The 20,341-nt window shown below is 64.8% G+C and carries 8 protein-coding genes; 3 read left to right on the top strand and 5 right to left on the bottom strand.

The genetic code is table 11. The features are described from left to right. Window positions 1–62: 62 nt before the first annotated feature. Window positions 63–1,367, top strand: coding sequence for a M18 family aminopeptidase (locus JWZ97_RS07180; RefSeq protein ID WP_205434098.1), 1,305 nt, complete (start codon window positions 63–65; stop codon window positions 1,365–1,367). Between the two features lie 62 nt (window positions 1,368–1,429). Then, window positions 1,430–2,125, top strand: a complete 696-nt coding sequence (locus JWZ97_RS07175) for a VIT1/CCC1 transporter family protein (RefSeq protein ID WP_205434097.1) — start codon at window positions 1,430–1,432, stop codon at window positions 2,123–2,125. 104 nt (window positions 2,126–2,229) lie between these two features. Here JWZ97_RS07175 and JWZ97_RS07170 read toward each other — a convergent pair whose 3' ends face one another. Together JWZ97_RS07170 and zwf are read right to left on the bottom strand one after the other, a co-directional pair. Further along, on the bottom strand, window positions 2,230–3,360 hold the full coding sequence (locus tag JWZ97_RS07170) for a glucose-6-phosphate dehydrogenase assembly protein OpcA (RefSeq protein WP_205434096.1): 1,131 nt from the start codon (window positions 3,358–3,360) through the stop codon (window positions 2,230–2,232). 10 nt (window positions 3,361–3,370) lie between these two features. Next, window positions 3,371–4,936 carry a glucose-6-phosphate dehydrogenase gene (gene zwf / locus JWZ97_RS07165; protein WP_205434095.1) on the bottom strand — a complete coding sequence of 522 codons (1,566 nt, stop codon included), beginning with the start codon at window positions 4,934–4,936 and terminating at the stop codon, window positions 3,371–3,373. Between the two features lie 661 nt (window positions 4,937–5,597). Here zwf and nifK point away from each other — a divergent pair. Further along, the gene (gene nifK, locus JWZ97_RS07160) at window positions 5,598–7,157 is read left to right on the top strand and encodes a nitrogenase molybdenum-iron protein subunit beta (RefSeq protein WP_205434094.1); all 1,560 of its coding nucleotides are present in this window, start codon (window positions 5,598–5,600) and stop codon (window positions 7,155–7,157) included. Window positions 7,158–7,426: 269 nt separating this feature from the next. Here the strand turns inward: nifK and gnd are convergent, their stop codons facing one another. From gnd to JWZ97_RS07145, 3 genes are all read right to left on the bottom strand, one after another. Next, on the bottom strand, window positions 7,427–8,392 hold the full coding sequence (gene gnd, locus JWZ97_RS07155) for a phosphogluconate dehydrogenase (NAD(+)-dependent, decarboxylating) (RefSeq protein ID WP_240342524.1): 966 nt from the start codon (window positions 8,390–8,392) through the stop codon (window positions 7,427–7,429). 188 nt (window positions 8,393–8,580) lie between these two features. After that, on the bottom strand, window positions 8,581–9,060 hold the full coding sequence (locus JWZ97_RS07150; protein ID WP_240342523.1) for a winged helix-turn-helix domain-containing protein: 480 nt from the start codon (window positions 9,058–9,060) through the stop codon (window positions 8,581–8,583). 105 nt (window positions 9,061–9,165) lie between these two features. Next, a complete protein-coding gene (locus JWZ97_RS07145) occupies window positions 9,166–19,821 on the bottom strand; it encodes a filamentous haemagglutinin family protein (RefSeq protein WP_205434092.1) in 10,656 nt (3,551 codons plus the stop codon). Window positions 19,822–20,341: the final 520 nt, after the last annotated feature.

Genomic DNA, 20,341 nt, shown 5'->3' with positions numbered 1-20,341 from the left:
CCGTGGTGGAAGGCGATACTTGCGCTCGCCGGCCTTGAATTTCTTTGACCTAATGCCGTTTTATGCAGACCACCCCCGAAGCCATCCTCTACGCCCAAGATTTGCTTGATTTCATCGATGCCAGTCCCAGCCCCTGGCACGCCGTCGACACGGTAGGCCAGCGTTTGCTGTTCGCCGGTTTCGAGCAGTTGCAGGAGACCGAGCGGTGGTCGCTCAGTCCGGGCGGGCGTTATTTCGTGGTGCGCGGCGGCGGCTCCTTGATCGCGTTCAGTCTGGCCGAAAACACGCCCGACCAGACCGGTTTCCGCATCGTCGGCGCGCATACCGACTCGCCCGGTTTGCGTCTCAAGCCCAAATGCGCGCACCTGGCCGATTCCGTGCTGCGGTTGGGCGTGGAGGTGTATGGCGGGCCCATACTCGCCAGCTTCACCGACCGCGACCTGAGTCTGGCGGGATGTGTGAACCTGCGTGCCGGCAATCAGCTGGAAGCGCGTTTGCTGCGCTTCGAGCAGCCCTTGGTGCGCTTGCCCAATCTGGCGATCCACATGAACCGCGGGGTCAACGAGGAAGGGCTCAAACTGCACAAACAGAACGAGTTGCCGTTGCTGTTGAGCCATGCCGAGGCGGGCGACGATGCGCACCAGCATTTCGCCGGCCTGCTGGCCGACGCCCTGGCGGTCGAACCGGCCGAGATCGTCAATTGGGAGTTCAATGTTTATGACACCCAGCCGGGCAGTTTCTGGGGCGCGAACAGGGAATTCATCGCCGACAGCCAGTTGGACAACCTGGCGTCCTGTCACGCGGCGTTCACGGCCCTGATCGAAAACCCTTTGCCCCGGCAAACCGCGGTCGTCGGCCTGTTTGATCACGAGGAAGTGGGCAGCTTGAGCACGCGCGGCGCGGAGAGCAGTTTCCTGGACGACGTGCTGGGTCGGATCAGCCAGTTGTCGGGATTGGACTGGCAAGGCTACAAGCAGGCGCTGGCGGGAAGCTTTTTCATCAGCGCGGACATGGCGCATGGCTACCATCCGAATTTCCCCCAAGCCTATGAACCCCAGCACCGCGTGCAGGTGAACGGCGGGCCGGTCATCAAGACCAACGCCAATCAGCGCTATGCCACCGATAGCGCCTCCGAAGCCTTGTTCATCACCCTGTGCGAGGCCATGGACGTGCCTTACCAGCAATACGCCCACCGCACCGACCTCGGCTGCGGCAGTACCATAGGCCCCACTGTCGCGGCGGCGCTGGGAGTGCACGCGGTCGACGTGGGCAATCCTTTGTGGGCCATGCACAGTGTGCGCGAAAGCGCCGGAGTGCTGGATCATGCCTATCTGATACGAGTGCTTGGCGGGTTCTTCGGCGGATGATGGTGATCGTGGCGCGGCCACATGCGTTCCGCGGCGACTCGCGCGGCTCTTGAGTAAGCCCCATGCCTCAGACCTCCCATATAGAGCGTCACTTCACGGGTTCGGAAAGCGTACGCGACATCGTGATCGGCATGGCCGATGGCCTGACCGTGCCTTTCGCTCTGGCGGCCGGTTTGACCGGGGCGATCGACACGACAGGGCTGATCGTCACCGCCGGTCTGGCCGAAATCGCCGCCGGCTCGATCGCCATGGGGCTCGGAGGCTACCTCGCCGCCAAGAGCGACGCCGAGCATTATCAGGCCGAACGCAAGCGTGAGGAGTTCGAGGTCGAGCACAAACCCGGCGACGAAGTGGCCGAAGTGGTCGAAATCTTCACGGCTTACGGCGTCAAGGCGGCCGACATCAAGCCGGTGATCACGGCATTGCGCCGCCGGCCGGAAGTTTGGGTCGACTTCATGATGCGCTTCGAGCTGGGCCTGGAAAAACCCGATCCCCGTCGTGCCTTGATCAGCGCGTTGACGATCGCCACGTCCTACATTCTGGGTGGGCTGATACCCCTGGGACCTTATATCGTCCTGCCGACTGCGCAGGGCGCGCTCGAGGTTTCCGTCGTCATCACCCTGCTGGCGCTGGCGGTATTCGGCTATGTCAAAGGCCGCTACACCGGCACCCGGCCCTGGCGCAGCGCTTTCCAGACCTTGTTCACCGGCGGTTTGGCGGCCGGTGCGGCCTACGCGATCGCGCGGGCTATTTCCTGAAAGGAGCGTTCAAACGATCGGCTCCTGCTTCGAGTGGTACTTACGAATAGTGTTTCGCTGATTCCGTTTGCATCATGGAGTCAATCTCCGGCGGGAGTGTTTGCCTAGCGCAGTACGGCGGTTGCCATGGCATTGGAAATCGCCAGGGCGCTTTCGTAGAGGCGGTCGCGGTCGCGATGGGCCAGCTGTTCGGCGATCAGGGTTGCCCGGTCGTTGCGGGGGGCCAGCAGCGCGCGGGAAGGTTCTGCCTCCCCGTGCAAACGTACGTCCAGTTTGCGGTCGCCGGAACTCGTGAACGTGGCCTGGCCCGGACGTTGACCTTGCCAGTGCCAATCGAGCCGGTTCAGCACCGGATCGCCCTCGGGCAGCCGCGTGATCTGCACGGTGACAGTGCCCTGGGGCGCGTTGAAGCGCCACATGACGGCGGATTTCGATAGCAGCTTGCCTTCCGTCGGCCGCCATCCCAGACGATCCACCAGCCAGCCGACCAGCAGCCAGGTCATGGGCAGGGCGTGGGGACCATGCTGCAATTCCAGCCGTGTCGCATGCGTGTAAGCATCCGGCAGCACGACCGGGTCCAGGGTTTCGCGCAGCAGCTTACGCCAGGGTTTCAGGCGCCGCCAGGCCAGGTTGTAAACCACATGTTGGCCGCGGTCCGCCAGCATCCATTGCGACATTGCCAGGATGCCCTTGGGCGGATTGAGCCAGCCGAGACTGTCGAATATGAGTTGTTCCGCGACGCGGACCAGCTCGTCGAAGAGTTTGCCGGCGCTCGCCGGCGGTCGGCTGGACGCCCACCAGAGCGCGGTGGGAAGATCGCCGATCAATAGCGCGCGCGCCACCGAGGGTAGTCGCTGATCCGCGTTGGCGCTGCAGGCGACCCCTACTTCTTCGCCCAAGACCTGCAAGCCCTGGTTGAGACGGGAGAAGTGGATGCTTACCGTGGCGGCAATGTCGTCCTGCAGGCTTTCCTGTTCCTCCCACATCAGCAGCACGCGGGCGGGATGTTCCTGCAGGACATAGGGCAGGTCCGCGCGCACGTTTTCGGCCTGGGTACGGTTGTCGCAATAAATCAGCAGGTTGGACATGCAGGCGCGGGTGACCGCCTCGGCATCATTCCAGCCTAGGCGCAGGGCCTCCCACATGGCGTCCAGCTCGCGATCGACGCGGTCTATGGGGGAGGGGACGGGCGGCAGCGAGACGATTTTTTTGGAAAGCAGTTCGTCCAGGTTCACGGCGGCCACCTCAGAGCAGGCGCCAGCGACGGCCGTCGGTTTCGATCAGGCGATCCGCGTCCAACGGCCCCCAGGTTCCCGCCGGATATTCCGGCAGCCAGCGGGTGCGCGTTTCGGCCCAGGCGTCGAAAATGTCCTGCACCCATATCCACGACGCCTCGACGGCGTCGCGGCGCATGAACAGCGTGGCATCGCCCGCCATCACGTCCAGTAACAGGCGCTCGTAGGCCTCGGGCGATTGTTCGCCGAACGTCGAGCCATAGCGGAAGTCCATCTTCACCGGGTAGATGCGTACCTTGGAACCCGGCAGCTTGGTGGCGATGCGCATCGACAGGCCTTCGTTGGGCTGGATGTTCAGGGTAAGAACGTTCGGCTCCAGCGTCTGGTCGGGGTTGGAATTGAACAGGATGGGCGGAATCGGTTTGAAATGGATGGCGATCTCGCTAGCGCGCTTGGGCATGCGTTTGCCGGTGCGGATATAGAAAGGCACGCCGGACCAGCGCCAGTTGTCGACGAAAACCTTGAGCGCGACGTAGGTCTCGGTGGTCGAGTCCGACGAGATGTTTTCCTCGCGACGGTAGCCCGGCACGTCCTCCCCGCGTACGAAGCCCGGGCCGTACTGCGCACGCACCAAATGCTGGTCGACCGTGGCGCGGTCGATGCGGCGCAGGCAGTTCAGCACGTCCTGGCGATGATTGCGGATCACGTCGGCGTCCATGCTCCAGGGCGGTTCCATGGCGATCAGGGTCAGCAATTGCAGGATGTGGTTCTGCACCATGTCGCGCAGCGCGCCGGCCTTGTCGTAATAGCCGGCCCGCGTGCCCACGCCTTCTTCCTCGGCGACGGTGATTTGCACGTGGTCGATGTAGCGCGCGTTCCACAGGGGTTCGAAGATGGCGTTGCCGAAACGCAGCACCAGGATGTTCTGCACGGTTTCCTTACCGAGATAGTGATCGATGCGGTAAATCTGCGACTCGTCGAGGTTTTCGCTCAGCGTGGCGTTGATCTTGCGCGCGCTTTCCAGGTCGCGCCCTATGGGTTTTTCCACGATCACACGGGTGAAGGGGCTGATGCCATCGGCCGGATTGACCAGCCCGGCTTGTTTCAGATGGGACACACAGGTGCCGATCAGCGCCGGCGGTATGGCCAGGTAGAAGATACGGTTGCCCGGTATGCCGAAGTGGGCGTCGATTTCGTCCAAGCGCGCTTTCAGGCGCTCATAGGCTTGCGCATCGTCGAAAGAGCCCTGCTCGTAGTGCACTAGCCTGGCGAAGTCGGGCCAATAATCCGGGTCCACCGGGCGGCGCGAATAGCGCTCGATGCCGCCCTTGGCGAAGTCCCGGAAACTGTCGTCGTTCAGGTCTTCCAGGGCAAATCCCAGCAGGGCGAAACTGGCCGGCAATTCTCCGTCCAGGCCCTGGTTGTAGATGGCCGGCAGCAGCTTGCGCCGGCTCAGATCGCCGCCGCCGCCGAAGATCACCAGGGTGCAGGCTTGCGGTTGCTGTTGCTCGACATCGCGTTCGGCCAGCGGATTGCCGTTGGCCCGAACGGCGTCGTTGAGGGTTCCTGCTGACATCAGTCACTCCGTACTACGTGGATAAACACCGCCGGTGGGGTTGCGATAGTCCGTCCCAAGGGCCAATGAGCATAATAAGCCGTGGGAAAGCATCCACTGAAAGCTTGTGCGGCCTGTCTGCGAGACGTTTTCCATGCTCGACTTTATCCATCTTGGATGAGCGTCGAGGGTAAACTCGACGACGAATCAACTCGGATCTTCCCGACAAGAGAAGGTCTTCCGTGCTCAATCCATCCATCGATTTGCCTTGATCGATCATACCATTTGCCCCGCTGTTCCTGGAGCGGATACCGCCTAGCTGAGCCGGGGTGCAGCGTGATGCGTCAATAGAGTGCAGCAACGGCGTATCTCCATACTTTTCGCAATGTTTTAGTGCAGCGAAAGGCTATGGATAAAGTCGTCTTCATTTATAAGTCTTTAATAGACAAGCAAATAGTGAATTACCATGAAATTGGAATGGAAATTGGATATATAAAAATCGATACATCGTATCCGGTGTTCCCGAGTCTGGATCAGCGGGGTTTCGGGTGGCCAACCAGCCTGCTCTAGACAGATAGGTCGCCTGAATCGGGTCCTTCGCGTGTCTTTCCGATGGAACAGACTCAGCGCGTAATCCAGGCAATTTCGAAAAACTTTCAAGCAAAACACGAGGACGCCCATCATGTCGCAAAACGCCGACCATGTGCTCGATCATTTCAACCTGTTCCGCGAACCCGAATACACCGAGATGTTCGCGAACAAGAAAAAAGAATTCGAATCCGCCGAACCGGACGACAAGGTGGAAGAAGTCAGGGAGTGGATGAAAACCCAGGACTACCAGGATAAGAATTTCGCCCGCGAAGCGCTGGTTATCAATCCCGCCAAGGGCTGCCAGCCCTTGGGGGCAGTCTTCGCCGCGACCGGCTTCGAGGGCACTTTGCCTTTCGTGCACGGCTCGCAGGGTTGCGTGGCCTACTACCGCAGCCATCTCAGCCGGCATTTCAAGGAGCCGGCCTCGTGCGTGTCGTCTTCGATGACCGAAGATGCCGCGGTTTTCGGCGGCTTGGGCAATATGATCGACGGCCTGGCCAATTCCTATAACTTGTATCAACCCAAGATGATCGCCGTTTCAACCACCTGCATGGCGGAAGTCATCGGGGACGATCTCAATGCCTTCATCAAGACGGCCAAGGAAAAAGGCAGCGTGCCCGAGGCGTTCGACGTTCCGTTAGCGCACACGCCGGCCTTCGTCGGCAGCCACGTCACCGGCTATGACAACCTGATGCGCGGCGTCCTCCAGCATTTCTGGGACGGCAAGGCCGGCACGGTCGAACCTCTGGTGCGGGTGCCCAACGAGTCGATCAACATCATCGGGGGGTTCGACGGCTATACGGTGGGCAATCTGCGGGAGATCAAACGCATCCTTAAGTTGATGGAGGTGGATTTCACCATTCTGGGGGACAACAGCGACGTCCTGGATACCCCGACCGACGGGACCTTCCGCATGTTCGACGGCGGCACCACCCTGGAACAGGCGGCCAGTGCCTTGCATGCCAAGGCCACCCTTTCCCTGCAAGAGTTCTGCACGGAAAAGACCTTGCCGTTCGTCGCCGACCATGGCCAGGAGGTGGTCGCCTTCAATCACCCGCTCGGCGTGGGCGGTACGGACGGATTCCTGATGGCGGTATCGCGCATCACCGGCAAACCCATACCCAAATCCCTGGAAAGAGAAAGAGGACGGTTGGTCGACGCCATCGCCGACTCCTCGGCCCACATCCACGGCAAGAGCTTTGCCATCTACGGCGACCCCGATCTCTGCCTCGGCTTGACGGGTATGCTGCTGGAACTGGGCGCCGAGCCGAAACACATCCTCTCGACCAATGGCAACAAAGCCTGGGCGGAAAAAGTGGAGTCCATGCTCGCGTTTTCGCCCTTTGGGCAGAACTGCAAGGTTTATCCCGGCAAGGACTTATGGCATATGCGTTCGCTGCTGTTTACCGATCCCGTCGATTTCCTGATCGGCAACACCTATGGCAAATATCTGGAACGCGACACCGGTACGCCTTTGATACGCATCGGTTTCCCGATCTTCGACCGGCATCACCACCATCGCTATCCACTCTGGGGCTATCAGGGAGGATTGAATGTGCTGACGTGGATACTCGACAAGGTTTTCGACGAAATCGATCGTAACAGCAAGGTGCCGTCCAAGACCGATTACAGCTTCGACATCATCCGTTGAGTCCGGGCGCGGGCCGCTCGCCGGACCGGCTGTCCAGGCGCCGATGGTCCGGCGGAGCCTACCTATACCCGGTCCAAACAGCCATGCTGGGAGCGGTCTTCAGGCCGCGATCTTCGCGGGCTAAAGCCCGCTCCCACAAATACCGGGGCTCTCGGGTTACCTTGAGCGCCTTATCATCCAACGAGATTGGCCGACGGGCCCGGTAGGTTCGGACACGCCAGGATGAGACGGCCTTGCCGGACCGATCGTCCCACCACGGCTGCTGTGGATCAGGACGAGGTTTCCTTGTGGCCGCCGAATTTTTCCCGCATCGCGGAGAGGGTGCGGTCGGCGAAGGTGGAATCCTGCCGCGAGCGGAAGCGCGCGTATAGGGAGGAAGTCAGCACCGGCGCATGCACGGCGTTTTCCACCGCAGTTTGCACGGTCCAGCGGCCTTCTCCGGAATCCGGCACATAACCGGTGTAGCGGGACAGGTTGGGATCCTCGGCGAACGCCATGGTCGACAGATCCAGCAGCCAGGAGCCGATCACGCTGCCGCGTCGCCAGACTTCGGTGATTTGTTCGAGGTTCAGCTCGTAGCGGGCGCCGGTTTCCTCCGGGACCTGGGCCTGGCTGCGCAACAAGTCCATACCTTCGGCATAGGCCTGCATCAAACCGTACTCGATGCCGTTGTGCACCATCTTGACGTAATGTCCGCTGCCGACCGGGCCGCAGTGCAGATAACCGTGTTCGGCCGCGGACGTTTCGCCTTCCCGCCCCGGTGTGCGGGGCGCGGCGTCGTGGCCCGGCGCCAGGCTGGCGAAAACTGGCTCAAGGTGGCGGAAACCCTCGACGGGACCGCCGACCATCAGACAGTAGCCGCGTTCCGCGCCCCAGACGCCGCCGCTGGTGCCCACGTCCAGGTAGACGATGCCTTTATTGGCCAGCTCGCCGGCGCGACGGATGTCGTCCTTGAAAAAGGTATTGCCGCCGTCGATGAGGATGTCGCCGGGCGACAGGAGTTCGCCCAATCGCCGCAGGGCGTGTTCGGTGATATCGCCCGCCGGCAACATGCACCACACGGCGCGCGGCGGCGTGAGGAGTTGCACCAGCTCCTCCAGCGAGGCGGCGCCCTGCGCGCCGGCGCCCACCAGGTCCGCGACCGCTTTGGGTGCGACGTCGTAGGCCGCTATCCGATGGCCGTCCTGCATCAGACGACGCGCCATGTTGGCGCCCATGCGCCCGAGTCCTATCATGCCTAATTCCATTAGCGTTCACCTCGCTGACTTTGAGTTGGCTTGCGGGCTTAGTCTAAATTGTCGGCGGCGGCGATGTGAGCACCGCCGGAGAAATAGGCTACTTCCAATAGTGGCCCCGAAAAGCCCAAGGTTGCGGGCTCAGGCCGGCGTAGGGGAAGTGTAAACGGAGGAACCGGGGGGCTCGATCAAGCAGACGGTGGCGCGGCGCCGTCGGTGTGCTCGACGGGGGCATCGGGCACGGTGTCGTGGCCGGAACCATGCGGCGGTGGCGGAGTATCGGCCATCAAGTCCTTGAACAAGCCCAGATAGGCCGCGGCCGCCTGTTTGCTGGAGGCGTTCATCAAGCGGTATTTTTCCAATACCTGCACGCCCAGAGGGGTCAGGCGGGCGCCGCCGCCGCGCTGTCCGCCCTTGACGGTTTCCACCAGCGGCGCCTTGAAGCAATGGTTCATCTCGTCCACCAGCAGCCAGGCGCGCCGGTAGCTCATCTCCATGCTGCGGCCGGCCGCGCTGATGGAACCGGTCTTGACGATGCCTTCCAGCAAATCGGCCTTGCCGGGACCCATGGCGATGTTGTTGCCGAACATCAGACGGAGATTGAGTTTGATGAAGGGCTCGTTGGAGAGGGCGGCGTCGGTCTTGGCGATTTTCTTGAGTTTCGGCACGGGGCTGTGGGCTCCGGTTACGGGTGGGCGACCGGCGTATTCAAGCGCGTGCGGGGCAATTACGCAACAAACCGCGTTGCGCGTCCGCCGGGTCTGCCCACCTGCTCAGCGGCCGGTTCCCGCCTTGCCGGCCCGGACATCGCCGACGCTCAACTCGCCGAATCCGATCAAATCCGCGCTGAGGATGCTGAGGACCGGAGCCTGGCCGCGATAGCCGCCGTTGGCCGGCATGGGGTCTGCGCCTGCCGTTTGCATCGCCGCCTTGCCGGCATTGCTCAGCGTACCGTCCGCACCGGTCGGTACACTCGGCGCCGCGACGGCCGTCGGTACGCCGGTCGTGGTTCCCGAAGCCTGGATATTGGAAGCGCCGACCACCGCGGTTGCCGCGATGGCGACATTTTGCCCGCCTATGCCGGCCTCGCCCGCGTCGACGATGCCCTTGGGCGCCACCAGCACCACATCGCCGTAGAGCGCTTGTGCCCGGGCGGGGCGCAGGACGCTGTGGGGGAGGGTGGATTTTCTTGCGGTACCTGCGTTACGCCCGGTCAGGCTGCCCGACTGTGCCCGGATGCCGCTGCCCGAAACGGCCGGCGGGAGGCTCACGACCAGATTTCCCTTGGCATCGAAGCTATAGCTCGGCGCCGGTGCGGCCAGGGCAGACTTGGAGCCTCGTCCGGCGTCGATGTCGCCTAACGCCGACCAGGCGGTGATATCGCCGCCATCCAGGGTAAACACCCGGGATCGATTGACCTGAAAATCGTCGCGCAGAAAGACGTTGATGTCGCCTTCCCGCTGCGCCACGATCCCCAACCTGTCCGGCGCCTTCGCGCCGCTGAAGGCGGATGCCAGCCCCGCGTTGATGGTGCCGCCGGGCGCCAGGAGATTGATGTCGCCGCCGTCCAGCGTGTGTATCTTGCTGAAGAAAAGCCTGATGTCGCCGCGGTAGCCGGACGAGGGAAACAGCGCGGCGATGGCCTCCTCGCCGCGCCGGTAGGCTTCCGCTTTGGCGCCAGGCTCCGACGTGCCGGCCGCCGCAAGCCCGGAAGCCTTCAATTCCTGGAAGAAGACCGCCAGCAGCCACTCCCTGCGTCGGGTTTCCGGCAGCGCTAGGTAGGCCGCCAGTGCGGTCTCCGCCGTCGGCTCGGCATCGCCGGTGCGGGCGCGCAGATAGTCCGCAAGCGGTTCGCGGTAGGCGTGTGAATTTTCGAGATAGCTGCGGACAAAGCGGTCGTAGTCGGGCTGTTCCTGCAGGCCTGCGAATATGGACAGTGTGGCTCCGAAGTCCGCCAAACCGGGATTCGAGAGGTTACCGATGGAAAAAATACCTTCCGAGCTGCCGAGGTCCACGTGACGGCCGGCCTGTACATAAAGCTGTCCGGGCCCCGCGATTTCCAGCGATTGATAACCCGGTAACAGTTGTCCGCTAGTAGGATTGCGCGGGATGGGATAGCTCAGGTCGCGCCCGGCGCGGATTTCCGAGACGTCGCTATCGGCGATGTTCTGCAGTTTCAGGCCCAGGCCCTTGATGTCCCGACCGGCGCTGATTTTGGCGGGCTCGGCGGTGGAAACGAGGGAGTCGTTGAGGGCCTCGATGCTGCCGGACGCGGCGGCAATCACGACGGGATCGAGGTCGTTTACATGGATGGGCGTGGCCGCGTGCAGCCGGGTCGAGTCGAATCCAAGCAAATAGGCCCGGGTGAGGTCCAGGAGTTGGGCCGGACCGGCCGGACTGCCGGCCGGTTTATCCGGCGAGAGGGCCTGGGAGGGATCCACATCGGACTGGCTGACGATGACGGCCTGGCCGAGTTCGATGTCCTCGCGGGCTAGCAGGCGCAGGTTCCCCTGCGGCGAGGGATAAAGACTGAAGGCGCCGTCGATCTCGATGCCGCCGCTCAAGGCCTGGGCGGCCAGCGTGCCCGGATAAATCCGCAGCAGGGCCTCGTCGTCGGCACCTTCCGACAGCACGGGCGCCCCATCGGGCTGGTCGGTGCTGTAGACCAGATACTGCTTCGTGATCAGCGATACGTCGTTATTCAGGCGGATTTGGCCCGAAGCCGCACGCAATGCAATGGCGCTGGCCGGCGAGTAGGTGGTGAAATAAGCCGTCTTGTCGGTGTATTTCGAGGCGGTGACGGCGAATGGATTGAGCACCGCGCCGACGGCTATGCCGGCGCCGGCGTCGATATCGAATGCCGCGTCGCCCAGGGCGAAAACCGGCCCTGCGGTGTATTGGCTGCCGCCGGTGATCGACCCGGCGGCGCTCAGGCGGGCGGACCCGCTATCGACGTAATACACCCCGCCGACAATGTCGCCATCTGCCGTCACGCGCAGGTCGCCGCCTCCGTTCAACTGCCGGGTGTTTTCGACGATCCGCCCGCTTTCCACCCGGCCCACGGGTTTGGCGCTGGTGGGCAGCATCACCGAGAGGTCCCGCACATCGCGGCCCGCCGCCACGCTCACCTCGCCTCCGCCGAGCGCGCCGATATTCTCGCGGAAACCGTACTTCAGGCTGCTCACCGGATTGCTGGCCAAAACGATGCCGTCGTAGGCGATGCCCCAGGCCGTGGGGCGGTCGCCCGACTGAGCCGTGCCGTCGGTGATGCCGTCGCTCGGATCCCAGTGACCGGTGCGCACCAGCCAGTCCGACATGAACTGCGGCGTGGCGGCGCCGACAATGTCGCGTCCCGCGGCCAGGCTGATGTCGCCGCCATCGACCGGATATTCCGCATAGAAGGCGGTCCGTACCGTCGTATTGCTCAGGCTGCCGTAGCGGCGCTGGTCGCTGGGCCTGCCGGCGGTGTAGATCGTCGAGGTCCAGTCGCTCAGCCTGATGTCGCCGCTGGCGGCGGCATCGATATCGCCCGTTCCGGTTCTCACCGAGGCGCCCGGCGCCACGAACAGGTCGCGGCCGCTGTCGGCACTCGCGTGCTTGACCGCCCGCGGGTCCGCACCGCTCAGGTCGGCGCCCGCGGCCAGCCGATAAGACCAGGATGCGCCGGGTTGCAGCATCAGCGTGGGCAGCCAGCTTCCGGTGGCGCCGAAATAGCGGCTCAACTGGCTGGCGCTGTACAGCGCGAAACCGTCCGTCAGATCGCGGTCTATGTTCAGCTTGCCGGCGGCGCGTACCGTCAACACGCCGGGCGTGCCTTCCGGTCCGAAGCGCCAGGTGCTGCCGTCCGCGGCCGGAAACGAGAAGTCCCAGCCGTTGGATTCGGTCAGCTCGTAGCCGATGCGCGCGGGGTTGTAACGGTTCGTGCCGGACAGCCGGTTGTCCGGATAAACCCGGACATACAACTGCCGGAAGGTGGTCGAGGTCGGGTCGGTGTCGAAGAAATAGGTGCCGTCCCGCGTCAGCGTCTTCGAACTCGCGGCCTGCAATGGTCTCAGGCTGCCGTCCGCGCTTTTTTCCTCGACGGCATCCACCGCGCCCGCGACTTCGCCCAGCCGGGTGGTCCACACGTTGGTGCTGCCCACCCGCGTCCAGGTCTCGCCGTTGATGGCGTCGCGCAGGGCCAGATCCAGGTCGCCGCTGCTGCGGACTTCCAGTCCCGGCGTCAGCCTGAAGCCGGCCAGGCGGGCGCGAAGACCGGCGTTGGCCAGCGCGGCCGACACGTAGTCGGCCGTCTCGGCGCGCCAGAGGGCGAGGGTGGCATTGCTCAGCGGCACGTCGGTGTAGGTCTGCACCGCCTCCAGGTCCGTTTGCGCCGCGCCCGCCACCGTGCCGGGGGCGATGTCGACCGCCGCGTCGTCGGTTCCGACCCGCGATGCACGGACGGTGACGGATCCGCCCGTGCCGCCCGGTCCGCCCGATACGTCGACCAGGGCGCCCGCGCTGACGCTGACACCTTGCACGCCGTCGGCGGCGGCCGATGCCAGCATCACCCGGCCACCCGATTCACCGCTTGCCGTCGACCTCGCCAGTATGCGTCCCGTCGTCTGCAGACTCAGCGGCCCGCCCGCGGCGAGTTCCACGCGGCCGGCTTCCGGGCCGCTCGCATCGAGCGTACCGGCCACGCTCAGCTTGCCGCGGTCGGCCGTGAGGCGGATCTCGCGGGCCGATACCCGGTCGCTCGCGGCGACGTGGAGATCGCCGGAACGCAGACGGATGTCCAGCGATTGGGAGTAGCCCGCGTCGTACAAAACGGTGTTGAGAGCGGAAAAGTTCCCGCCTTCCAGCGCCGAGGCATCCAGGCTGAAACGGCCGCCCTCGTAGCCGGCGTTCGACCGTGCGCTGAGGGTTCCGCCCAGCCTGACCGTTCCGGCTGCCGCCTTTATGCTCAGGCGGCCGGCATCGCCGCCGAGCGGGTCGGCGGACAGCGTGATCGAGGAGCCGGACTCCGCCGTCACGTTGCCGGATTCGGAGCTCAGACTCAAGGAACCCGCGTTCGCGTAAACGAGATTGCCCGCCAGATCGACGGACCGGCCGCCCACATCGATGCGGGAGCCGCCGGCCAAGTTCAGCTCGCCCGTGGCGGCCAGGCTCAGGGAGCCGGCCGGCAGTTCTATCGTTCCACAGTGGTCGATCGTGCCGGCCCGCAGGCTCAATCGCGCGCCGAGCCCGGCGTTGGTGGCGGACGGCCGTCCGCCGGCCAGCGGCGCCACGGTCAGGGCGTGCTCGCCCGCGTCGATCACCGCGTTCGCGCCGGCTTCCGCGCTGAGCTTGCCGGCGGCGAGCCGCGTGTCCGCATCGAATGCCACCGTGCTCGAGCCCGCGGTGACGAGGGCGTCGCGGGCCGCGAGTTGGATGCCGGCGAAACCCCGGAGCGCGTAATCGCCTTCACCGAGTTCGATGCGGGCCGCGTTGAGTCTGAGATTTCCGTTGCCGGCCGGTGCAGCGCCTGCGACCGCCTGGAGGCTGTTTTCCAGCACCATGTCGTCGGCGGTGATGCGCGCCGTATCGCCGGCCTCGCCCTGTCCGTATAGCCCGGCGGAGCGCAAGCGGAGTCGTCGGGTGCCGATGTTCAAATTGCCGTAGAGGTCGATGGAACTGCGGCTGGTCAGCCGCAGTTCGTCCGCGCGGAAGCGGTTGAGCTGCGCTTCGGACAACGCCAGGCCGCGTGTCTCCATGGGCGCATCACCCAGGCTGATGCGGCTGGCGCCCAGGCTCAGCGCGCCGCCCTCCATCGCGATCTCGCCGCGCACGACGGTGTCTTGGGCCGCATCCAGCAGCAGGGAGCCGGTGGCACGCAATACCGCGCCCGGATCGACCAACAACAGGCCCGTCGTGGCGGGGAGGCCGTTATCGTCCCAGACCACATCGGCCTGCCCCCCGGCCGAAGCCCGCAACAAGGCGCCGCCGGAGCCGTCGCCCGAGGTGCCGACCCGCAGCGTTTCGATATCCCCCGGCACCGTGCCGAGAGCCGAGATTTCGGCCCCTTCCGCTACACGCAGGCTGTTCCGCGCCGCGAGGATGATCTCCGGCCCTTGCAGCTTGGCGCCTACGCCCAGATCCACCGAGGCGGCGTCCAGGCTCAGGTGCGTGGTATCGCCCTGCCGGCTGCGCCGCCCACCCACCAGCAGGCTTTCGACCTGCAGCCGGTCGAGTTCCTCGGCGGCGAGCAAAACCGTTCCGTCTACGGACGCACCGTCCCGATTCCGCCGCGGTACGATGGCCAGCCGCTCGGCCGTGATATCCACCCGCCCGCCGCGTCCACCGTCGCCGGCCAGGGCGACTATCGAGCCGGCCAGGCTCAACTCGGCTTGTGCGGCGATCGTCAGGCGGCCGGCATCGTTCGGCATGGCCCGCAGGATGTCGTCGCCGGCGGATTTTTGCGCGAAGAACGCGCTCGCGGTGGTTTCCTGGTATTCGGAGCGGGTGCGGGCGATGGCGCCGGTTTCCAAGGCGTATCCGCTCCAGCGCGTGTCGCGTTCGCTGGTTCCCGCGCTATAGCGGTAGCCAGCGACCACCGGGGTGCCGTCCAGCCGGGAGAACGACGCGTCCGGCCGCAGGTCCTCGGTAGCGGCCTGAGGCGTGATCAGATACCCGCCGGGCAACAAGGCGTAATGGGCCGGTAGCAAGGGGTAATAGCCGGCGGGAAGCCCGCCGCCGCCGCTCAGGTAGACGCTGTCGCCCATGTGCAGGCCGGAGGCGGGGAATTCGAGCGGATCGTAGGGGGCATAGGCGCTGCCTAGCCAGGGCACGACGGCATAGTTCTCGCGATATCCGGGCGCGGCCGGGTCCAGGCGGTCTATGGAACCGCCCGGTCCCTCGATGAATTCGAAGGCCGACAAATCGCCCCCGCCCGAAAAGTCCACCGTCGCCCCTGCGTTCAGGGCGATGCGCGGGCCGCTCAGCGAGATGCCTTGTGCCGGCGTTTCGGTCAATACGAGGGTGCCGGAGCCCAGCGGGTAGGTCCAGTCCAAGCCGCCCTGGGTCCGTCCGTAGGGCATGAGCCTGCCCGACACCGAGGTGGAGGTGAGGCTGGCGGCGTCCAGCACGAGGGATGCGCTTGCCGCGATATCGATTTCGCCGTAAGGCGCGCGCAACACGCCGCGGTTGACGATGTGGGGGGCTTGCAGGCTGAGTTTGCCCGCCGCCGCAAGCGGCGTGGCCGCCGAGGCGTCGCCGGGGCCGATGTTCAGGCTGCCGTCGGGGCTGAGGGTCCCGTCCACCTTGAGGGTGAAGCGGCTTAGGGTGGTGGGGTAGATCTGGCGCGCGGACAGGTCCAATCGACCGGCGACGCTGAATTCGCCCAGCAGGTTCATTTCCTGCCCGGGGTTCAGGCCTCTCAGGCGTATGTCCCCGGAGCTGGTGAGCGCGGTAAGCCCGAAGCCCCGGGTCTCCGTGGCGCCGATCAGATCGATCCAGCCGCCGTCGAGCGACAAACGGCCGCTGCCGGCCGAGACTTGTCCGCTGCCCTGGCGGTTGAGCGTGGACCCGACCGCGAGGTAAGCGGCGGACAGGCGTACCTCGCCCCGCTCGGCCGCATCCATCGCCGACCCGCTCAACACGGGGGAGTCCAGCACGATTTGCCGAGCCAGGCTTAGGTCGACGTCGCCATCGAAGCGGATTTCGCCCCGTTCCGGCGTCGTCGGCCGGCTCGAAAAAGTCTCGGGCACCTGCACGGCGGCCTGCAGGCTCAGTGAGGAAAACCCGCCTTCGGCGACCTGGTCGTCGCTGAGATAAGCCTGTCCATTGAGGGCGGCGGGCACGTCGGGATCGGCATACCAGCCGTCTTCGAGACGCGGCATCCGCTCGGCGCCGAGATGAATGACGCGCGGGCCGGCGGGAAAGCTCGTGGCTTCGCCTTCGCCGCGGGAGCGCGCGTCCAGGGTGAGGGACAGATTGCCGCCCGCGGCGCCCTCGCCCGGTCCCGGATGGCCGCGCAGGCTGCCGTCGAGTTGCATGCCTTCCGCCGCGGTCAGGGCGATGGAACCGGCTTTGGAGGCGATGGACTGGCGCGCGTATAGGCTTTTGCCGGCGTAGACGTCCAGTTCCGTGCTCCCGCCGGATACGTCTATGCGCGCCTGCCGGTCCATGAGGATGTAGCCGCGCAGGGCCGAGATCACGACGTCGCCCCCGCCTTTTACCTCGCCGAGGTCCAGCCCCCGGCTATTTGGCTGCCAGACCGCCGTGCCGGGCGCCAGCAGACGGGCATGCGGGCCCAGGGCGATGGCCTGGTCGGCGGCATACCCGGTGTCGGCCGTCAGCGGCGCGTTCACCGCGAGTTCTATTCGGCCGGCCGGGGTGGACAGCGTGCCGTCGACCCGAATGTCGGCGTCCGCGCTCAGGGAGATCTTTGCGCCCGTGTCGCCCAGGATGGCGGCGTTTTCTCCCACACCGACGGAGCGCGCGGCGGAATAGCCGGCGACCTTGTCGTCCTGGGCTAGGGCCAGGCTCAGATTGACCGGTTGACGCACGTAATCCGGCAGTATGGTCGGATAGCCGATCCGGGTCAGGAGCGTTCCGCCGGGAGCCGAGTCCGCTTCTTCGCGTAATTGCAGATTGCGCTGCTGCAGGCGGATGGAGGTGCCCGGGGCCAGGGCGATGTCGCCGCCGTTCGCGGTCAGTTTTATGTCGGCGTATCCCCCCGTCTCCAGGAGGTTCGGAGAAATAAGCAGGGTATGGGCGGGCACCGGGTCGGCGCTCGGGCCTATGAGGATCGCATTGGCCGTGATCTCCAGCTTGCCGCCACGGTCCACCGCCTGGGCGCCCAGGTGGCCGTCCAGGGTCAGGGCGGATGGCCTGAGTCCTGCGACGCCGAGTTTGATCTCCCCGCCTCGGCCCGATTCCAGGCTGCCATCGGTATGCAGCCATGCGCCGCCTTCGGCGGCGACTGCGCTGCCGGCGGACAAGCTCAGGTTGCCCACCGCCTGGAGCGCCACTTTTCCTCCGCCGATCGGCACGGGCGCACTCGGATCGGCGCCGGCCAGCGAGTCGTTGATCCATAGACCCGAAACGTCGATGTGGGCGCCCTCGGCGATGAGGATGTCGCCCGACAGGCTAGGGCTGCTTCCCCGCGCGTACTGAGTGGCCAGGCTGACCTCCCCGGCGGGCGCGTGCAGCGAACCGGAGACTTCGATTTCTCCTCCGGTCAGTTTCAGGGCGCCGTCGGCGGGCACTTCGAGCGCGGTATTGCCGTCGATGGTAATCCGGCCGCTGCTGTTGATGCTCAACTCGCGCACGCCGTTGTCGTAGATGCCGTTGTTTATCACCAGCGGGGCGGGGCGCGTTTTCGTCTCGTCGGCCGGGAAGGGGGCGTTTTCCCCGAGCGGCCGGACGAGCCTGTCGGCCTGGAAGATCACGTTTTGTTGCGTCAGACCGGACCAGGCGGTGTCTATGGCCAGGCTGCCGCCCTTGGCGCGGTCGGCGCTGAGGCGCTGATGGATACCGTCCAGCGTGTGGGCGATCAGACTGCCGTCGAACAACAGATTGCGCGCCGCAATATTCAAACCGCCCGCATCGTAGCCTTGGACATAGCCCGGCTCGTAGTGGCTGCGGCGGAAATCCCAGCGCTCCGTGAGGCCCCAGCGCCGGTAGATTTTTTCGACCACGCCGAGTATGGCGTCGTAGACCCGGTCCGGGTCGGCCTCGGCGATGTCGTAGACCCGGCCGTTCGAGAGCAGCTGTGTGGTGTCGGTATAACCGGCTTGGTAGGTGACGCTGCCGCCGGACACGTCGATCCGTGCGTCCGGGTTGACGACGACATCACCCTCCGACGACAGCTTGACCGTTCCGCCGGTCGCGTTGCGCTCGTAGACCGAGCGCTGGATACGAGCGGTCGCTCCGCTGATGTCGGCCAGCGGGGTGCCGGTGCGGACGTCCACGCGTAGGGTCTTGCCGTGCAGGATGCCGGTTTTTTGGATCGGCGAGTCGCGCAATTCGTAATTGCGCAGTTCGACGTCCACCAGGTTGCGCGAGAGGGGGAGGGTGGTGTTGTCCGATCCCGATGCGTCTATCCGGCTGCCGCTTTCCAGCATGATGCGGCTGCCGTTGGCCGCGGAAGTTCCCGCGAGGGGATTGTTGGGTGTTTGGGTGGCGACGAGATTCAGTGTGCCGCTCTTCGCCTCGATCACGGCACCCGACTCGACCGTTATGCGGTTGCCCTGGATGTCGATGCGCGATTTGGGTTGGTTTTGTTCGTCGACCGCGGTACCGCCGCTTTCGTCCAGATCCACCGATGTGCGGCTGCCTTCGGCCAATACGACTTGAGCGCGTGTACCGAGTCCATCGCCGGCATCCGCCGGGCGCACGCTGCTCTCGGGCTTTAGATGGCGGACCCCGTTGCGGTCGGTTTCCAGCCTGGCACCTTCCCGTGCCTGCAGATGCACCATTCCATTCACCGCCACCGCGGTGGATGCCGAAACGATGCCTTGCTGTCGCAAGGCAAATCCGATCAGGGTCGTATCGCCGCGCGCGGCCATGATCTTGCCCAGATTAGTGACGCTGCCGCCGGTCTTGACCTCGACCAGCACCCCGCGCAGGTCCGAGTCCGCCCCTGCTTCCTGCAAATAGACCTTGTCGGTGGCCCCGGCCAAGATGACCTGGCCGTCGTCGGCCGTGATTTCGCCTTCGTTCCGCACCGTGGGTGCGGCGATCAGGATGCGCCCGGCCGGCGCGTTCGTCGCAATTTTCGCGCCCGGCTCCACGTAGATGCCGATCTTCTGCGGCTGACCCTGGCTGTCGCGCAGGATGCCACCCTCGGCGTCGCGACGATAAATCTCGCCGCTGCCGGACAGCGCCGCCACCGGTTCGCCCGCACCGTAGCCGTCCACCACTTTGGTAAGCCCATTCGCGAGCGCGTCGCCGGTGACCGGCAGGGTGGTGGCGACCAGCGTGTTCGCATTGACGACCGAGCCCGCGCCGAACACGAAGCCGTTCTGATTGACCAGATAAATTTGGCCGTTGGCGGTCAACTGACCGTAAATCCGGCTGGGGTCGTTCTGGTGGATGTTGTTCAGGGCGACCGCGCTGCTCGACGGTTGCTTAAACTCCACCGCCTTACCCTCCGCGATGTCGAAGCGGCTCCATTCCAGCACCGCCTTGTCGGTGGTCTGCTGGACGGTGAGCCGTTGGCCGTCCGCGCTATAGGTGCCGGACGCGTGTCCCCCCGGGTTGGCCAGCTCCGGTACGTGAAGTTGATTGCCCAAGACCTGTTGGATGGCGGCCGGAAGTCCCGCGTGATCCGCGGACCAAGCGGGACAAGCGCCGAGTGCCAGGCTGCCGGCGATCAGGCCCCGTACGGCGTCCGACAGGGGCCTGAGGCGCACGCCCCCGGGGTTGCCCGGCATGAGGCTGCCATGTCTGGAAAGTCTGGACATATCGTGAGTTCCGGAGGAATTCCTGAGGTATAGGACTTGTCGCATGCCGCTCGGGCGACCGGCCCGTGACCGTTGTTCCGATCGCTGGGTTGCAACCCGGCCTCACCGCCTGGTGGGCGTCTTAGAGGCCGGAAATAGGCGAGCTCAGGATATATCATGAATATCCAATGCGATATATCGTAAGCCAGGCGCTAGCTGGCCAATACGGGATAAAAAGCGCCATCCTCGGGCCGTATTACACCAGGAAAATCCGCACGATGTGTGTAAGTTACTGAAATTAAGTTACAAGTTTTGGTTGTTTATTCCTGGCGTCAGGAGGATCGGCGGTGCTCTGGGCTTTTGTTTACGATGGGTGTACAGGCTAATTTCGTATACGCGTTGACATATCGCAGTTCTGTCGAATACCGTTGTATCCCATGGAGCATATCGAAGGTGGTCGCACCGCTTTGCGGGGCTGGTTGAGCCGCGAGCTGGTTAGTCCGGCCTAGGCGGCGATAGAGCGAAGGACGGCCGGTTTTTT

Source organism: Methylococcus sp. EFPC2, from assembly GCF_016925495.1.
GTDB lineage: Bacteria > Pseudomonadota > Gammaproteobacteria > Methylococcales > Methylococcaceae > EFPC2.
Note: the sequence above shows the minus strand (reverse complement) of the source record. Positions and strands in the feature narration are given on the sequence as shown.